The organism is Pseudoalteromonas phenolica (assembly GCF_001444405.1).
Taxonomy (GTDB): domain Bacteria; phylum Pseudomonadota; class Gammaproteobacteria; order Enterobacterales; family Alteromonadaceae; genus Pseudoalteromonas; species Pseudoalteromonas phenolica.
Genome location: NZ_CP013188.1, coordinates 411,276 through 429,134 on the forward strand (window position 1 = coordinate 411,276; position 17,859 = coordinate 429,134).

Annotated in this window: 13 protein-coding genes; 5 read left to right on the top strand and 8 right to left on the bottom strand. The window is 39.1% G+C overall.

Annotated features, from left to right (window positions below; all coding sequences use genetic code 11):
• The first annotated feature begins 4 nt into the window (after nt 1-4).
• Both PP2015_RS19015 and PP2015_RS19020 read left to right on the top strand, forming a co-directional pair.
• Entirely contained in the window at nt 5-499 is a 495-nt protein-coding gene (locus tag PP2015_RS19015; protein WP_058032078.1) for a chalcone isomerase family protein, read from the top strand.
• Nucleotides 496-1,032, top strand: a complete 537-nt coding sequence (locus tag PP2015_RS19020; RefSeq protein WP_058032079.1) for a DUF3833 domain-containing protein — start codon at nt 496-498, stop codon at nt 1,030-1,032. Before PP2015_RS19015 ends, PP2015_RS19020 begins: the two co-directional genes overlap by 4 nt.
• Nucleotides 1,033-1,062: 30 nt before the next feature.
• Here the strand turns inward: PP2015_RS19020 and PP2015_RS19025 are convergent, their stop codons facing one another.
• The 4 genes from PP2015_RS19025 to PP2015_RS19040 form a co-directional block, all read right to left on the bottom strand.
• A complete protein-coding gene (locus PP2015_RS19025; RefSeq protein WP_058032080.1) occupies nt 1,063-1,407 on the bottom strand; it encodes a hypothetical protein in 345 nt (114 codons plus the stop codon).
• 59 nt (nt 1,408-1,466) lie between these two features.
• The gene (locus PP2015_RS19030; protein WP_058032081.1) at nt 1,467-1,940 is read right to left on the bottom strand and encodes a DUF2059 domain-containing protein; all 474 of its coding nucleotides are present in this window, start codon (nt 1,938-1,940) and stop codon (nt 1,467-1,469) included.
• Between the two features lie 10 nt (nt 1,941-1,950).
• The gene (locus PP2015_RS19035; protein ID WP_083496688.1) at nt 1,951-3,270 is read right to left on the bottom strand and encodes a serine hydrolase domain-containing protein; all 1,320 of its coding nucleotides are present in this window, start codon (nt 3,268-3,270) and stop codon (nt 1,951-1,953) included.
• A 305-nt stretch (nt 3,271-3,575) separates the two neighbouring features.
• Nucleotides 3,576-6,785 (bottom strand): S41 family peptidase, encoded by a 3,210-nt coding sequence (locus PP2015_RS19040; protein WP_058032083.1) that lies wholly within the window; start codon nt 6,783-6,785, stop codon nt 3,576-3,578.
• Between the two features lie 220 nt (nt 6,786-7,005).
• Between PP2015_RS19040 and PP2015_RS19045 the strand changes: the two genes are divergently transcribed.
• Both PP2015_RS19045 and PP2015_RS19050 read left to right on the top strand, forming a co-directional pair.
• The gene (locus PP2015_RS19045) at nt 7,006-7,296 is read left to right on the top strand and encodes a DUF6482 family protein (RefSeq protein WP_237113214.1); all 291 of its coding nucleotides are present in this window, start codon (nt 7,006-7,008) and stop codon (nt 7,294-7,296) included.
• 204 nt (nt 7,297-7,500) lie between these two features.
• Nucleotides 7,501-9,681: a fasciclin domain-containing protein gene (locus tag PP2015_RS19050; protein WP_058032085.1), complete on the top strand. Its 2,181-nt coding sequence runs from the start codon at nt 7,501-7,503 to the stop codon at nt 9,679-9,681.
• 131 nt (nt 9,682-9,812) lie between these two features.
• Here PP2015_RS19050 and PP2015_RS19055 read toward each other — a convergent pair whose 3' ends face one another.
• The 4 genes from PP2015_RS19055 to PP2015_RS19070 form a co-directional block, all read right to left on the bottom strand.
• Nucleotides 9,813-11,435 (bottom strand): ATP-binding protein, encoded by a 1,623-nt coding sequence (locus PP2015_RS19055; RefSeq protein ID WP_058032086.1) that lies wholly within the window; start codon nt 11,433-11,435, stop codon nt 9,813-9,815.
• Nucleotides 11,436-11,437: 2 nt separating this feature from the next.
• Nucleotides 11,438-12,010, bottom strand: coding sequence for a carboxymuconolactone decarboxylase family protein (locus tag PP2015_RS19060; protein WP_058032087.1), 573 nt, complete (start codon nt 12,008-12,010; stop codon nt 11,438-11,440).
• A 166-nt stretch (nt 12,011-12,176) separates the two neighbouring features.
• On the bottom strand, nt 12,177-12,926 hold the full coding sequence (locus tag PP2015_RS19065) for a substrate-binding periplasmic protein (RefSeq protein WP_058032088.1): 750 nt from the start codon (nt 12,924-12,926) through the stop codon (nt 12,177-12,179).
• A gap of 51 nt (nt 12,927-12,977) precedes the next feature.
• Nucleotides 12,978-15,005: a transcriptional regulator gene (locus PP2015_RS19070; protein ID WP_058032089.1), complete on the bottom strand. Its 2,028-nt coding sequence runs from the start codon at nt 15,003-15,005 to the stop codon at nt 12,978-12,980.
• A 168-nt stretch (nt 15,006-15,173) separates the two neighbouring features.
• On the opposite strand from PP2015_RS19070, the gene PP2015_RS19075 reads away from it, so the two are divergent.
• Nucleotides 15,174-17,438, top strand: a complete 2,265-nt coding sequence (locus PP2015_RS19075; protein ID WP_058032090.1) for a DUF5916 domain-containing protein — start codon at nt 15,174-15,176, stop codon at nt 17,436-17,438.
• The last annotated feature ends 421 nt before the right edge of the window (nt 17,439-17,859 follow it).

The window sequence follows — 17,859 nt, forward strand, 5'->3', positions numbered from 1 at the left end:
CGTCATGCGTGTGATTTTTTTAATTTGTTTTTTATTTTCTTTTAATAGCTTTGCCTCACCAGTACAAGGCCTCACAAAGTACGGTGAGGGTCAAATGTCAGTGATGTTTTGGGATCTATATAAAGCCGAATTGTTCGGAAAAACTTCCAGTTACCAAGCCGATACACCTCCAGTCGCACTGAAAATCACTTACCTCCGAGATATAGACAAAGTAGATTTGATAGAAGCAACGTTAGATCAATGGGTTCATATTGGTTATGAAAATGAAGCTATTCCTAATTGGGTATCGCAACTTGAGCAGATCTGGCCTGACATCAAAGAAGGCAGCCAACTTACTATTCGTGTTCACCCTGATGGTACGTCAGATTTTTATGATGCGACGAGCAAAATAGGAAATATGAATGATCCGCAATTTGGTAAAGCATTTCTTGCGATTTGGCTGAGTGAAAAAACTTCGGAGCCGGAACTGCGCGCACAACTTATTGGAGAGAAAAAATGATCAGAGTGCTAACACTCATCCTAGGATTCTTGTTTTTAGTTGGATGTTCAAGCAACCACATTGATGATTACGTTGGTAAAACACCTGAACTAAAATTAGAGGAGTTTTTTCAGGGCGAACTTAAAGCTCATGGTGTGGTACTCGATAGAAGTGGTGCATTTCAGCGTAGCTTTACCGTGAAGTTGATCGGCACTTGGCAGAAAGAAAATGGCCAGCTAAAAGGCAAACTGGATGAGTGGTTTGTCTACGACGATGGTGAGAAAGACACGCGCACTTGGTTGATAACAAAAACCGCTGACGGAGAATATACAGGCACTGCAAACGATGTAATTGGCCAAGCAAATGGTCAGGCTCGCGGTAATGCTTTGTACTGGCGATATGACCTAGAAATTCAATATAAAGGTGACCCTTTGGTTGTTACCCTCGACGATTGGATGTATTTGGTGGATGAAAACCGTTTAATTAATCGCACTGAGATCATTAAGTTTGGTTTTAAAGTGGGTGAAGTGTTATTGAGTATTGAGAAGGTGTAAATCACCTTCTCATGTTTCTGCTTGCGTGAATTAGTTCTTTCGCTTCTCAAACGAACTAGAAATAACCAATAATGAAGTTATTATTATAGTAATGTCATGAAGCGGTACTGTGATTACAGGACCGAGCTTAATTGCCAATAGAGCAAATAGTATGCAAGGGATCACAGTTGCTAAGAATTGATGTTTGTAGAATCTATGACCAACTAAACTGAAATACAAAGCTGCTAGAACAGTTCCAACAAGCGCTGATATACAGTAAGTTAAACCATATTGTACAGTAAGTGTCACTTCTTGATTGTAGACGTCCAGTCCGAAGACAAGCATAGCTGCAGTCAAGCCAATTGCTATGTAATGCACTAATAATTCTTTATTCATTGTTTTCCTTATGTTTTCTTTCCTACAGAAACCCCATTAATGACCACTCAGTATGTTGGTTAATTTTGTTGCTCTGATAGTTGCTTTAGTCTCTCGGCTTCTTCTTTTATCATAGCTTGCAACTCTTGCATATTCTCCTGAACACGTGAAGCGCCAATCTGCGCACCTTGAGCCATAAGCTGAGGCATTTTCTCTACGGTTTTTTTACCTGTCGGTGTTTCGTAAAAAGCCGTTAATTCTTTTAATTCTTGAGCAGTAAACGCTTGCGAATAAATATATATGAACTCGAATTCTAAACTTTCCCAACTCATATGTTTTTGGAAAAACTTCATCATTACGGATTTGAAAGGAGCCAGAGTAGGTTGTTGCTGAATTTGTATGTCTACCATATTAGACATAGAGTCATTCATTACTTTATCCATATCCATGACTTTCATTAGTTTTGCTGCTTCAACTTCCGCCTCTGAGTTTGCGAATGAAGTGAATGAACAAGTCAATAAAACTGCAAGTAATGTTATTTTTATGGTTTTCATTTGGATGTCCTTAAAGTATTTTGCGCAAAGGCTGACCTTCACCCCGATAGAGGCTAATGGGGTTTAGTGTTACTGCATCATTTTCTTTACGCAGTCTATAGAAATTTTCGGTACATTCAAATGAAAAAGAATTATCAGCTCTTAAGATTAGGCGTTGCTTAGGCTCTTCATTAATTTGTGCATAAAATTGTTTATTTACTTCAGAAATAGCCATAACGCGCTGATCACTAAATTGGTACTTTCCAACTAGGTTTTTAGTGAAATCTTTACTAATGTTAGTGACTGGCACAGGTGATAAGTTTAATTGCTTAGCAATCATATCTAGCACTAACGGTCCGGGGTGCTTAACGTCATTGTTACTAAATGCCACAGCATAGAGGTCATTCTCTGGCAGGTAAATTGACCAAGTCATAAATCCTGGGATCCAGCCTTCGTGGTTAATGGTCTTTTTGCCGCTAATGGGGTAATTATAAAGACCAAATCCGTAAGGCGAAGTTTCTCCATTATTTAAAACAGTTGGAGTTATCATTTTTTGATAATTATGTTTAGAGATAACTTTTCCATTCACGAGCGCTTGATGCCAACGACTCATATCTTCAAGGGTTGATGTAATTGCACCTGAGGCATAAATCCAACTTCTGTCTACTTTGATAGGTGAATCATTGTGGCTTGTATAGCCTATAGTGCCAGTGTTTCCTTCACCTTGTTTAGTTACATATGAGTGATTCATTTGTAAGGGTTTAAAAATATGTGTTTTTAAATAGTCGGCATAAGTTAAGCCCGATACCACTTCTATGACTTTGCCGAGTAAGACATAACCTGTGTTTGAGTAGTTAAATACCTCGCCTGATTTGGCAATCGGAGTTTGCTTAGTGATCTCTTTGATTATGTCATCAAGACTTCTTTCTTGGTGCCAAATATTTCTAATTCTCGGGTCATTATTATAGTTTGGTAAACCGGAAGTATGGCTAAGTACACGTTCAACGGTGACTTGTGCATAGTCTTTAGGCAAACCTTCAATGAAATCTCCAAGCGTGTTAGATAATTTTAATTTATCGCGTTCAGCAAGCTGTAAAATGGCTGCGGCAGTAAATTGTTTTGATACTGAGCCAATTTGAAAAACGTCCTCAAGTTTCAGTTGTTGTTTGTTTTGTATATTTGCAAGACCAGCTACACCGCTGTAAATCACCTTTCCATATTGTTCTAACCTGACAGCTATTCCGGGATTTGAATTAGAGGTATGGCAGGCGAGAGTTTCGTTAAATGGATTTTGTTTCGCGAACGAAAGAGGAGCAAATAAAGTGGCAATGAATACAGCAGTCCTAAGCATGAGTTTTCCTGAATTGATGTGTAGTTGAAAGTTAGCCTTTGCCTCTATTGTTATTATTGCAGTAAAGAAGCACAAGATTCTTGAATTAAGCGAACTTAATCAAGTAACTAAACATGCATTACTAAGGGATTGAAGCTGAATCAATAATGAATAAGTTTAGTGCGGTACTACTGTCATTCACTCAAAAGGTGGGTTTGCAGAGTCGTAAGCATGAACATTAAACGAATAGCTTATTCAAAGAAAAGGCCTTAAACAGTGATGTTTAAGGCCTAGATAACCTGAGCTCAGATTACATAAGTTTTTGCTTAGTCTACTTTCTTAAGTAAAACTTCAACTGCTTTTTCGATTTGTTTATCACGACCTTGCTCAACTGATTGAGGGTCATTCTTAACAAGGTGATCCGGCATGGTTTGGTTGTTTTCTAGGTACTCACCCTTGGTGTTCTTAATGCCCACTTGTGGCACACCCGCGCGGAAATCGCCTGAAATCCCCATTTCCCACCAAACAGCCGTCATTGTACCTGGTACCGGCATACCCACCATTTCACCTAAATCCAATTGATCGTAAGTGTAAGAGAATGCGTGGGCATCACTGTAGTTACCTTCGTTAATAAGTAGCACAGATGGCTTGTTCCATTGATCGAGCGGATCGCCGTGATACTGACGACCGCGAACATGCATGGTGAAGTACTCTTCGCCACTCAGTAGTTTTGCAAGATCGTTGTGTAACCAGCCGCCGCCATTAAAGCGAGTGTCAACAACAATGGCTTTCTTATCAAAATGTTTACCTAATAGACGAGAGTACACGGCTCTAAAGCTTGGATCGTTCATGCCACGCACATGCACATAGCCAAGTTGACCGCCCGATAATTCTTCTACCAGAGCTTCTCTTGATAACACCCAGCGATCGTACAGTAAGTTATTAACAGTGCGGCTGTTTGTTGGTTTGATGACTTCATCAAAAAGCGCACCATCAACATCTGCAAAAGTGAAACGTACACGTTGGCCCGCAGTGTGGTTTAATAACTTGAATAAGTTTTGTGACTCACTTAATTCAACGCCGTTTACAGCTTTAAGCGTTACTCCAGGTTTTACCTTGCTGCTGGCTTTATCAAATGGACCTTTAGCCAATACCTCTTCAACCATAAATGGGTTTACATCATTGAAAAACAAACCTAAACGGCCAGTAGTATCATCCGTTGGTTTTCGTGCAGGGCGATAAGATGAACCAATATGTGATGCATTTAGCTCGCCAGTCATTTCAGCAAATAGGTTCGCGAAGTCACGGCCATGGCCCACTGATGCCACTTTGGCACGGTAAGATTGACCAACTTGGTCCCAGTCGATGCCGTGGTAATCATCTCGATAGAATTTATCATCAATGATGCGCCAGCTGTGATCGAACATAAATTCACGCTCTTTAGCTGCTTGTAGTTGCATCACAGGCTTGGTCGAAATTGGCTTAAGCGCAATTTTGTTGCCTACTTTACCTTGACGTAGCGTGCCGTCGGCAAGAATAACAATGTTCTTTTCATCTTTGCTAAACGTCATGCTTGCTCTGCGTGCATTTAGTTTTGCAACCAACTCTGTTTTTCTATCGCGAATTGAATGACGCCATAAATCATAGCCTTTTTCAAAACGTGCAAAGTAGTAAAGTGCTTTGGTGTCTTTAGTTAAATATGCTTGGCCAAGATCAGATGCATGAACAGTCAGGCGCGCTGTGCGTTGTTCGATGTTATCCCACTCAATCTCAAGTTTTTCAGCTTTGTCTTCAGTGCCCTTATCGTCTTGCTTTTCTGCTTTTGAGGCTTTTTTCTCAAGCTCTTTATGCAGTGCATATTCTTCTTTAGAGAATCTAAAACGGTCATAGCTGTCTTGCGTTAAGAAAGCGGCCATAACGTCGAATTCTCTGCCCCAACTACCGTGATCACGTTGGCCATAACGGGCACTGGCCCAAAGCACAGCTTCACCATCGGTATGCCAAGAAGGTGAGGTATCGTTATAACCCGATAAACTGATATCGCGAGGTTGTTGTGAACCGTCTGATGGGAAAACGCCGATATTCGTCACAAACAGTCGACTTCTTGGTGCGAAATCCGCAGTCATCCAATAACTATCTGGTGCCCATGCAAAGGTGATATCGCCATCTGCATATGAGTAGTTATGTTCCTTACCCAGTGCAATGTTTACTTTTTTCGATTCACGATCGATAACCTGAATTTCATCTCGAGCAGATAAAAACGCAATTTTTTTACCATCTGGTGAGTAAATTGGTTGGAAGCTATCCGTATCTACTTGGTGAACTACTTCTTCTTTTAATTTTGTCGCCGCAAAGAAATAAGGCTCAGACTCATCGGCAATCGACGTTTCGTATAAGCCCCAGCTATTGCCTCGTTCGGCAGCGTATAAAAGCGTTCTGCCATCTTTATGGAATGACACAGAACGTTCTTGTTGCGGCGTATTGGTGATTGCGCGAGTCGTACCGAACTCTGTGCTAGCAACAAACACTTCCCCACGCGCCACAAATGCCACTTCTTTACCATCTGGCGAGACAGAATATTCGGTGATTTTGCCACCTAGCATGGTTGTCATCATATCGTCTTCTTGCACGTCATTTGCGATATTGATCTTCACGTGCTTAGGCTTGCCACCTTTTGACGTGTAAATACTGCCATGGTGTGCAAATGCTAATGTACCATTGTCACTGATAGATAAGCTGCGAACAGGAAATTGCTCAAAATCAGTGATTTGCTTTTTGTTGTCGCCATCTAAATCAGCGCGCCATACGTTAAATGCGCCCGACTTTTCTTCAGACGTATAATAGTAAGTATTATTATTAGCCCAAACCGGGTTGTGGTCGCCGCCCTCAAAAGTTGTCAGTTGGGTATGCTCACCTGACACTAAATCTTGTAGCCAAACATCACGGGCAAACGCAGATACATCGTGCTTTCTAAACTCGTTTTCGTAAGCTTTTTCATCACGATAAAGTACTTTCTTGCCATCAGGTGAAAACTTTAATTCAGATGCTGGAATGGTTGATAGCATCTTAGGGGTGCCGCCGTTTAATGACACCGTATAGCTTTCAGTTAATCGTGCAGTAGGAAAAATCGTAGAGTCTTTAGAATCTTGGCGTGCTGATGTGAAAAGTACCGCTTTGTCATTTTTTGCAAAATCTTGAGGAACATCATTGGCTGAATGGTAAGTCAGACGTTTAGCTTTACCGCCCGATGATGGCATGAGGTAGACATCTAAATTGCCATTTCTATCGCTTGCAAAGGCGATATGCTTGCCATCATTAGACCAAACAGGGTGACCATCCCAATCGCTATGCAGGGTTAAAGGGCGGGCAGTACCACCTTTGGCTGGTACGGTATAAATATCACCTTTATAAGAGAAAGCTATTTGCTTACCGTCTGGTGAAATGCTGCTGTGTAGAAACCACTCTTCACTTTTAGAGGCATGTGCTTGAGCAGTTAAAACAGCTAATGCACAAAGTGTGTATTTGGCTGATGGCATTGTTGTTGTCCTTTTCGTTATTTTTTCTATTTTATTTGCGTGTTACATAGTAACAACTCACTTAGACAAAGTATCAAAACAATAGACAAATGGGCTTTAAAATACGTCAAAATCGTATTTTTAAAACTTTATTAATAAATAGTGAACTTAGGTTTTATTTTGTGCGTAATATCGAAATCGATTCTGGGCAAGTTAAACATCAAAAGGTGTTGGTTTGAAATTGAGTAAGTTAGAAAAATATTTTTTTGTAGATAAAGTAATTTATCACTCTCTAGATCTCGCGTTATATAACGTGAGTGCGGTTATTGATGGTAAAGAGTTTATGATAACCGATGAAAAAGGTCAGAGATTAAAAAGCCATAATTTTATTTCACTACAAAAGCAATTAAGAAATGTCAAAGCTAAAACTCAAGTTATGAGGCATACCAGCGCCTATGATGAAATGGTGGGAGGCCCAAGCAAATCTGATAACGCACTTGAGGTGCCAATAGGCGATAATCAACTTTATTGAAAAGCATCTAGGACCCCTTACTTTCAAGTCGCGCATTTTCAGAATGTTAAATGTCGTTAACTTCTGCAATATTCTCTTTATTTCTTCCAAGTGTTCCGAACTCCAATTGTTTAATTTTCTTTAAATAAATTTAAAACTTTCTGATCGTTTAGAAATTTCCACCCGTAACTCTGTATGAACTTTAAACACAAGAGGAATGTAGAGGTGGTTAAATCAATCAAACTTGGGGCAGCATTGAGTCTTTCATTGTTGCTAGCAGGCTGTAATGACGATGACAATAAAATAGAAATACAGCCTCCTGTTCAAGAACCCAATTCGGTTTATGACGTGGCAGTTGCGAGTGGAGATTTCAAAACCTTGGTTTCATTATTAGAAGCCACAAACTTGGGCGACACACTCGACAATACTGACGCTACTTTTACCGTTTTTGCTCCGACTGATGCGGCTTTCGCAGCATTAGGTCAAGAAACTTTGGACGCATTAGCGCAAGACCCAGACAAACTTAGTAGCATTCTTACTTATCATGTTTTGGGGAATAAAGTTGCAGCCGAAGCCGCGTTATCAAGTGCAGGCAACACGGTTGAAACAGTAAATGGCGCTAATATCGCATTATCACTTTCGGGTGATGACCTGCTTATCAACACCAGTACCGTTACTGCGACAGACGTTATGGCTGACAATGGTGTGATACATGTTATCGATGCAGTGCTCATGCCACCTGCGCCAACTGAATCAAATGCAAACATTGTAGAGACTGCAAAAGCTGCGGGTAACTTTGAAACTTTAATTGCAGCGCTTGAACGTACAGGATTAGACAGTGTATTGTCTGATGATTCAAGTACATTCACAGTATTTGCACCAACTGACGCAGCTTTCGCAGCAGTGGGCGACAAATTAATAAATACTTTACTGGCAAACCCTGATGTACTTTCTGACATTTTAAAACAACATGTCTTACCAATAAATGCAGATTCAGTGACAGCCATGTCTTTAAATGGTAAATCAGCAAAAACGGTATTAGAAAATGAGTTGTCTATTTCTATTAATACTGAAACAGACTCTTTAATGTTTGGCGGCGCTAAAATCGTGACGAAAGATATAGTTACGACGAACGGTACTATACACGTTATTGACAGTGTAATTGTTGGAGACATCTCACTACCACAAAGTTATGGCACAATTGCAGACGTAGCTTCTGAAAATGGCAGCTTCGATACGCTTGTGTCTTTACTTACAGCTACAGGACTAGACAGCGAAGTGTCAGATCCAACAAAAACATTTACTGTTTTTGCTCCCACAGATGATGCATTCGCAGCGCTAGGTCAAGAAACATTGAATGCTTTGCAAAATGACCCTGAAACACTAAAAGATATTCTACTTTTTCATGTTATTGCTGAACAAAAAATCATGTCAGACGTAGCAATATCAGTTGCAAATAGCGAAGAAAGTTTAATTGAGATGGCCAACGGTTCAAATGCTGCGTTATCAACAACAGGCTCTACACTATTTATAAATGATGCGGCCATATCAGCGGCTAATGTAATGGCAGATAACGGTATAATTCATGTTCTAGACAAAGTAATTATGCCATTGAAAGAAACGGGCGATCTCAACAAAACGGTAGCTCAAGTTGCTACAGAAACAGAAAGCCTATCCACCTTAGTGACGGCATTGAGTGCTGCAGATTTAGTTGGTGCGCTAAATAACCCTAGCGATAAACTAACTGTATTCGCACCGACTAATGCGGCATTTAAAAAGATCCCTGCAGACTCACTTAATGCATTACTTGCTGATAAAGATGCCCTAAGTGCAGTATTGAAGCAGCATGTGTTAAATTCTCGAGTGAATAGTTTAAATGCTTTTGCAGCTAATGGTGTTGAGGTTGAAACGCTTCAGGGCAATAAACTATCAGTCAATTTAGTGAATTTTGCAGGTGTATCTAACACAGATAACGACATAGTCACTTACAGCAAGAACACTGGTACATTAGTGTCTGCCGCTGGATCTGCAATGGCAGGAAAAACACTCTATGTTTTCGACGGTGATTTAGAGAATTCAATGAGCCAATGTGTAGACACATGTGCAACAAATTGGCCACCAGTTACAGCAACAGCAGATGGCATTGAAAATGTACCAGGTTTATCTCTAGTAGAGAGAGCTGATGGTTCAATGCAAGTTGCTTATTTGGGTCGTCCTTTATACACCTTTATCCAAGACGAGGCCTTAGGTGATATGAAAGGTGATGGTGTAAATGACGTTTGGTGGGCTGTTAAATTACCAACATCAGGCCTTCAAATCGAAGGTTCAAATGTCACAACCACAGATATTTATACTTCAAACGGCGTGGTACATTTAATTGATACTGTGATCACTGAAGTTAAGTAAACATTCACGAAACTATAAGCGCCTTGCATATGGAACTATGGGGGCGCTTTTTTGTATCTACGTATTGTTACAGTGATGAATAAATTATTTCTGTGTTTTTAGAAGAAGAGTGAAAAAACGGTCAGATTATTTTACTTGATAGGAAACTTACTCAATACTCTGATAATTTCTTGCTCTGAGATAGGTTTTGCAATGAAGTCATCCATTCCGATTGAAAAACACTTTTCTTTGTCTTCATCAAATGTGTTCGCTGTCATTGCTACTATGCTAGGTCTTTGATTTTTATATCTCAATATAATTTCTTTAGTCGCATCATGGCCGTTCATTACAGGCATTTGTATGTCCATGAAAATAAATGTGTAATGCTTTTGTTCTAATTTATCTAACGCGACTTGCCCGTTTTCTGCGATATCGTATTTATAACCAAGTTTTTCTAGTAATAGGCCTGCGACTTTCTGATTAATTAAGTTATCTTCAACTATTAATATTGTGTGAGGTTGTAACTCTGAGATTGTCGCTTTTTTCTGAGGTGTACTGCTTGATGTGGCCGTCATCTTATCATCAGCTACTTTCTTCAATGGCAGTATGACGTCAAATTTAGTCCCTTTACCAAGTTTGCTATGAACTTTAATGTCACCATTCATTGCTTTTGCTAACTTTGATGAAATAGCTAAACCTAAACCTGTGCCGCCGTATTCCCGAGTTGTTGACCCATCACCCTGAATGAAAGGCTCAAACAACCAAGTTTGTGCATCTTCAGTCATGCCGATTCCCGTATCTTCAACTTCTATCTTTAATTCAAAATTATTATTCTTTAGCGATTGACCAGTTACAGCGATAGATACACTGCCATTTTTCGTAAACTTAACAGCATTATTAAGTAAATTATGTAAGAGTTGCTTTATTCTTAATACATCTCCGATTAGCTGTGCAGGCAAATCAGGTTGAATACGTTTAGATAAGGAAAGATTTTTAAAACTTATTTCATGTTCTAATTCAGACGTCATACTCTGAATTAGTTTTTCAAGTGAGAAGGGACTCGAAAGTAACTTAATGTTATTCGTTTCTAGCTTGCTATATTCTAGAACATCGGTGACAACTGTGAGTAAGTTTTCAGTACTCTGATGTATTGTGTCTAACATTTCTTTCTGATTTGATTCAAGTTGAGTGCTTTGTAACAACTGAACGAGATTTAAAATGCCATTCATTGGTGTTTTTAGTTCATGAGACATATTGGCTAAAAACTCTGACTTGAGCTGGTTAGAACGTAACAATACTTGAGCTTCATTTTTTAATTTTAGCCTTTTATGTTCTTCAGCTTTAGTGATCAATAGTCGTTTTACCGCTGCGCTAAAAAGCTCAATGATAATAAGGGAGGAAGAATTAAAAGCATGACCTTGCTGCAAAAAAACAAGAGTATGAGTTTTGTCTTGTTCAAGGGGCAGTACCTGATAAATAAGGTAATACTGAACTTTGTTGATGAGCACAACGGTATTGTTTTTAAGTTCTTTTATTGGCAATAATTCAATAGTTTCTTTTAGGTGTCGATCATCTTCACCATATAAACAGTCTATATGTTCTTCATTGTCTATCATGAGACAATAATCAAAGTTTAACGTCCAAAGTAATTTATTGACGGCATTGAGTAAGATTTTTTGAGACGACAGATCTGCATGCATACTATCGTCAGCAAGATTACTGGTAAGTTCAATTAAAGAAGATAGTTGGTAAGAGTCAATTACACTGCCATTCATAATTACATTACTACGTTATCTTTAAGTAAGTTAGCAAATTCTTCGTCAACTACGAGCATCATACCTTGCGCCAATGTGTTTGAATAATTAACGACACTGGCTAAAGACATGAGTTCAAATACTTGGTTTTTTGTAAGACCACTATTTAGTAAATTTCTATGATCTTGTTCAGTTACCAATGCACTGTTTGTTGCCATTTTAACGGCAAAATCTATAGACACTTTTACACGTTTTGGATTTAGGTCTGAAGACTTTTGTAAAACCTGATTAATCGTTTCATCATCAATATTTAGGTAGCGACACATAGCACAATGAATTGAAGTGCAATAAGCACACTCACGTTCGTTAGAAATAGCGATAAACACCAGCTCTTTTAGCGCACGAGGTAATTCGCCTATTAGTAGTACATTTTTGAACAGGGACCATGTGGTTGATAAAATATGAGGGTTATAATTACCTAGAACTTTAAAATAATCGACTAACCCCTCATTGCCTAAATGTTCAAATATATCGTCATAAATTGCTTTAACTTCATTATTTGAGTCGGCATATTCCAAGGTATTGTAAAGCCCCATGTCAAAGCACTCCTTTTCGAAATGATAATTTAAAATTAGCACTAACATTAAGGGTAGTCCTTTTTCATCATATAAAAAGTCTTTAAGGCAAATTTTTGTTATTAAAAAGCAAAACCTTATTCCAATTTTCAGAACGTTTTGAAATGGGAAATTATATGATTGGAAGTTAATTTTGCGAGGTAAGTAAAATTTGTTCGAAAACACCTAAAAATGTAAGGTGGTTGAAAGCACGCTCAATCGAGTTAAGTTGCTCTTTTGAAATAGATGCTTTACTAAATGCAAAATAAACAGGTGCTTGGTTAACGATGACTGGGTGTATGAATACATCTTTAGGCGTTAATTGGTGTCTAATTTCATACTCTATATTTAGCTGTTCTTCTAGAAAGCCAAAAATCCTGCCTTTAGTTAATAGAGAGAGTTTCGTATCGTTATTAGGCACTTTAAAGAAGTATTTATCAGGAGTGCTTAAAGATTGGGTGAATCTGGTAAATGACTCCCCATAATAGGCGCCTTCTTGTATTCCAAGCGGCAAAGATATGTTTAAAACGTCGGACAACGAAGTGAGTATGATAGAGGGATTCGCTTTACTGACTATTCTGATTTTTTCAATACGTTGAGGGCCGATAAAATGTGCGAATTGCGTGCGTTTTTCGGTTTTGCTTACACTCAGCATTACATCGAGTTTTCCCATTTCTAGCATTTTTAAAGCTCGCCCCCAGGGAACAGGTATAAACCGATAAGTGCAGCCAGCTTGGTTGAGTAAAGCCTTAGTGATCTCAATATCAATACCTTGCCACTGCATGTTTTCATCGCGATATGATTGTGCAGCGTAATCTTCAACACGTACAACAAGTTCGCAACTCAAGACATTGATGCTAAATAAAAATAGTGCAAAAGCGAAGAGCTGTCTTAACATGGTTTGTGCAGTTTACTGAGCGCATCTATTTATTTTAGTTGAGTCGCGTCTTTATTGCTCTTTTATTGCTAATTTTTTAATGTCACCTTCAATGCTTTCCATTTTAGCAATCAGTAAACTGCCATCCGGTTTAATATCATAATGCCAAATGAGTGATCCCGACTTCTTTAATTCAGGGGCATTGGACTTTTGCATATCAAATTGCCAAATATAGTCTTGTTTTGACCATTGACTAAGCCAGTACATTGATTGGTTTTGAAACCTTACATCTCGAAAATGGTTAGCTTGTTGCTTGGAAAGCGTTGTTAATACATTAATATTGTTTAAGTTATCTAAAGTTGTCGTGGTCAGTAGCTGTTGCTCTTTTAATATTAGCCACTGCTGGGTTTGATGATGGAAACCAATAAAGTCATTTTTGAGCTGCGTCTTGCTAGTAATACGACCCGTGAGATCATAGGTGTAAATATTTTCACCATCAGAGCCCCATACTTGTTTGTTGTTTATCCAGCCTGCATTTTTTAAGGTGAGGGGAAGGTTAGATGAAAATTGTTTTGTCGTGCGGTTTCTATCATATAAAACAATATGGTTATCACGGTTAGAAAGTAACAGGCTGTTATCGGGTGACCAATTTAAGATCCCAACATATTCATGACCTTGGTGAAATGAGAGCTGTCGTATCTTATCATTCGCGTGTAAGTAAACCTCACATACACCAGTGCGGCGAGACATAAATGCGGTTTCTCCGAGTAAGTTACTGACGGGTAAATAGTCAATACTTGAGCTTGAGAAAATCGGTAAATCATCGTTATCTTTTATATTAACCTGCCAACTTTCAGCAGCTGCAAAGATATCCCCATGCTTATCTATCGAAAGGGTAGAGAAGATCCCTTGAGTTGAGCGCATCACACTATATTGTTGTTGATCCCAGTGCGTCGCGATGAGGTTATGGTACTTACTTTCATCGTTTGTGATGATGGTTTGTTGTTTTGTGTCAAAAGTGGCTAACCAAATTGGGTATGGCCAAGAGAGATGAATGTTACCGTCTAAGGTAATTAATTTTGAATGATAATTAACTTGTTTTACGAGGTAGAAAGTTTGGTTTTCCCAAGCTTTGAGTGCTTTTATTAATTTTTCGCCTTTGTTGAGTGGCACGGGTATCTTTACAAATTGACGGGTGCTTAAGCGATACAAAAAACCTTCGCTGTTATCCCAATGATGCACGACGAGGGTTAATTCGTCATCTGATTGCCAAAGTGGGGCTTCAATACGGTCACATGAGACCGCTTTCGTTTCATGTAACTGTTTGCCATTACTGCTAATAATTTTTAAAACACATTTATCTTCAATGTACTGCCAAAATGCCACAAGGTCTTTATTGGGATGCCAACTTGGATGTGCTACTCGAGTGTTAAAGCTATGCTCATAGAGCTGATTGCCTAATTTATTCGCTATAACAAGCTGATTAAATTGGCTGACATAAGCAATTAAATCCTGTTCGAAATGTGCTGCAATATCAAACTCTAACCCCAGCTCATAACTGATGTCTTCTACTTTGTATTCTGGAGGGGTAAGTAATTGAGGTTTATGGTTAAAAAAAGCAATAGCACTGAAGCACGCAATAAAAAATATAGAGAACATACCTATGTAAAGCGGGTTTCTGATGAGGTGGCCGACATTAAATAAAAAAGAGTTAGTGTTTGTGGGCGTTGTTGATTCGTCGTTTTTAAGCTTGGGTCCAATCGCAGTAGATAGCAACCTCGCTTCTGCGATAAACATATAACCTTTTTTAGGTATTGTTTTTATATATTTAGGTGTTCTAGGTATATCTTGTAATACCTTACGAAGTTTGGCTAATAACTGATAAAGACTATTGGCTTCTACAATGGTATCTGGCCAGAGCTTATCGTTTAGAAAGCCTTGCGATAATGTTTTGCCTTGTTGTTTTATAAATAGTTCAAGAAGTCTGGCGACTTGAGGTTCCAGCTTTTGTGTATGTTGGGTTTTACTACAGAGCAATTCATCTGTTTCGGGATAAAACACCCAAGTGTCAAACTGATGTCCCTGTGACGAAGATGGCATAAAACGCTTACCGCAGTTATTAAATTAGTCTTATAGGCGAACGTTATCTTTTATAAGATAAAAGTCAATGTTTATAAGGCTTTCATGAGTGTTATTCAGAAAAATTTCAGGTTTTTCTAGCTTGAGTTTTGTTGCAATGAACGCATCGAAATTCAGTTGGATGTAGTTATGAAAATTTCACAGGTAGCAAATGCGGTAGCCTTTAGCACAATTATAATCACGCCATCGGTTATGGCTGAAACAATCGTACTTGATGGCAAATTAGATGAACCGCAATGGCAGCAAGCAACAGCATTTAATACTTTTTACAAAGTCGTGCCCGCCACGCTCGAGCAAACAAAGAAGCAAGTTAATGCCAAAGTCTACAGTAATGAAAAAGGCATTTACGTTGGCATTATTAATTATCAAAGTGCTGAGACGCGTAAAAAACAATTCAATATTAAAGATAACTTTATGCAAGGCGAGTTCAATCGTATTTATCTCGACTTTGGCGGTGATGGTAGTAGTGGTTATTTATTTGCAACAACGCTTGGTGGCGGCACGCAAGATGCGGTACTCACGCCGCAACTAACAACTGACTACGATTGGGACGGAGACTGGCAAAGCCAGTACTTTGAGCATGACGATTACTGGTCAACCGAGGTGTTTATTCCTTGGCACACTGTATCCTTCCATCATTCAGCAGGTGAAAATGGTCTGTCAGAGGTGGGAGTTTCTATTCAGCTTTATGATATTGCTAATAATTTTATTTATGCAAGTCAAAAACAAACGATTAGCAATAGTGACTTTTATTTAGCAATGCCCAAGGTATCTGCTGAGATCCCAAACCAGCAGCAGCTGGCGTTTATACCTTATATTACTCAGCAAAACGATTTATCAGACCGACAAGGTGATAAGGGGCAAACTGATGTGGGCTTTGATTTAATTTATAAACCTGCGCACCATCAGAAGCTGAGCGTATCTGTTAACCCAGACTTCGGTCAAGTTGACAGTGACGATGTAAATATTAACTACAGTGCAGTTGAAACACTGAGAACCGATAAACGCCCATTTTTCACCCAAGATATCAGCGTATTTAACGTTCAAGCGGAGCAAAATACCAAGCTGATACATACCCGCCGAATAGGTGCAGGGAGTGATGATGGTAGTGAAAATATCACTCCAATTGATGCAGCCGTACGATTTGTTCATCAAGGAGAACAATTACAACTAGGTGCATTTGCTGTTGAAGAGTCGAATTTAGACACTGACGCAGGCAAATCATTTTATGCGGCAAGGGCGAAATATCGACAAAATAATTGGCAAACCGGCTTGCTAACCACCCACGTTAAGCGCCCATACCTTGATAGAAGCGCCAGCACATTGGCTTGGGATAGTCAGTATCAAAGTGCAACTTGGTCATTACAAGGGGCGTTACTGCTTAGCCAAATTGATACAGATGCTGAAATAAATACCACACAAACTGGTAACGGCCTGAGCTTAAACTTGGGCTACCAGTTTTCGCCAAATACTAAAATCACGAATCGTTACTTAAAACTAAACGACCAGTTCGACAACCGAGACATGGGGTATTTAGTCAGAAACGACTGGCAATATGCTCAATCTGAGTTTGAGCATTCGGTCAATTACTCGAATGATTGGGTTACACGTGTTAAGCATGTAGTAAAGCTCAGCCATGAAAGTAATGGCGCGTCTCAAAGATTACCCGCTTGGCAAACGTACTCTAGCCAATTTATGTTAACGACAGGGGCGCAGTTTAATTTAACTTTTGATTACTTAACTCAAGGTGAGCAAGATAATCTGGGCTTTAACACTACTGCATTCACCCAGCCTTCGTCACAAGGTGTCAGGCTATTTTACCAAAGCCCATATGTGGGAGATTTCAGCTGGGCGGCTAGCTTTGAATATGATAAAGAAGGCTTCGATTCAACGTCAACCCAATATGCGGTGGACTTAACTTGGATGCCCCATGCGAATTGGAGCATAAAGTGGAATAACTACTTAAGAACTGGTGAAGGTTGGCTGGTGGCCAATCAGCAAAATGTGATTAGTGAATACGACAGAGACTATTTTGCCTCAAATATCATCGTAAATGGCTTGATCACCGATAAACTAGAATGGTCTAGTTCAATACAAGTCGCTTTTTTAGATGCCAAAGCTCAGCAAACTTTCGCAGTGCAAGAGCAAGGCGATTTGATTAAGCAAGACATTGATACCAGCTTTGAAGATAACCGCTTAACTGCCCAGTTTAAATTGCGTTATCGTATGGGACCCTTCTCAGATGTGTTTTTTGTTTACCGCAGAGGCAGCGTCGATAGCGCCAGTTATGACCGTGATTCAATTGGTCAAAACAGTTATGGCAATCGAACCAGTACACTTTGGACGAACCCTATTGAAGACAGTGTAACGTTTAAGGTTCGATATTTATTCTGATTGTGATTAAAAAATTAGTTAACATATCAAAGGGGCAAAACGCCCCTTGTTTAGCATAAAATAGAGACGTCTCCTCGGTTACTTGATTATGGCCTCTAAAAGAGGTCATGATTATTCAACGTCTTTTATTAAGTATTTAAAAGAAAATGGTTATTGGTAAGTGAAATTATGAGTGGATCCTTTTAATTTTCTTCATGTATGTGCAATATAACTATTGCATCCGTATTAGGCTGGGCCTTGGTTATTTTGTTTGTATTTTGGGTGCTGGCAATGTGGTTGGTGAGCCGTTGAAAACCAGCCGTTCTGAAGCTAGGGTGTAATGCTGGCATGTCAACCGACTGAATTGTCTACTGGTATATAACATTGTGTAACCATTGTTGTTTGTGGAGATTAAAGCACTATGAAAAAATAAACTATTGGG

Bases quoted from the DNA above. Each gene is read 5' to 3' on its own strand.
- PP2015_RS19025 (WP_058032080.1), bottom strand. From the start codon at position 1,407: ATGAATAAAGAATTATTAGTGCATTACATAGCAATTGGCTTGACTGCA.
- PP2015_RS19035 (WP_083496688.1), bottom strand. From the start codon at position 3,270: ATGCTTAGGACTGCTGTATTCATTGCCACTTTATTTGCTCCTCTTTCG.
- PP2015_RS19020 (WP_058032079.1), top strand. From the start codon at position 496: ATGATCAGAGTGCTAACACTCATCCTAGGATTCTTGTTTTTAGTTGGA.
- PP2015_RS19030 (WP_058032081.1), bottom strand. From the start codon at position 1,940: ATGAAAACCATAAAAATAACATTACTTGCAGTTTTATTGACTTGTTCA.
- PP2015_RS19070 (WP_058032089.1), bottom strand. From the start codon at position 15,005: ATGCCATCTTCGTCACAGGGACATCAGTTTGACACTTGGGTGTTTTAT.
- PP2015_RS19015 (WP_058032078.1), top strand. From the start codon at position 5: ATGCGTGTGATTTTTTTAATTTGTTTTTTATTTTCTTTTAATAGCTTT.
- PP2015_RS19060 (WP_058032087.1), bottom strand. From the start codon at position 12,010: ATGGGGCTTTACAATACCTTGGAATATGCCGACTCAAATAATGAAGTT.
- PP2015_RS19065 (WP_058032088.1), bottom strand. From the start codon at position 12,926: ATGTTAAGACAGCTCTTCGCTTTTGCACTATTTTTATTTAGCATCAAT.
- PP2015_RS19075 (WP_058032090.1), top strand. From the start codon at position 15,174: ATGAAAATTTCACAGGTAGCAAATGCGGTAGCCTTTAGCACAATTATA.
- PP2015_RS19040 (WP_058032083.1), bottom strand. From the start codon at position 6,785: ATGCCATCAGCCAAATACACACTTTGTGCATTAGCTGTTTTAACTGCT.
- PP2015_RS19055 (WP_058032086.1), bottom strand. From the start codon at position 11,435: ATGAATGGCAGTGTAATTGACTCTTACCAACTATCTTCTTTAATTGAA.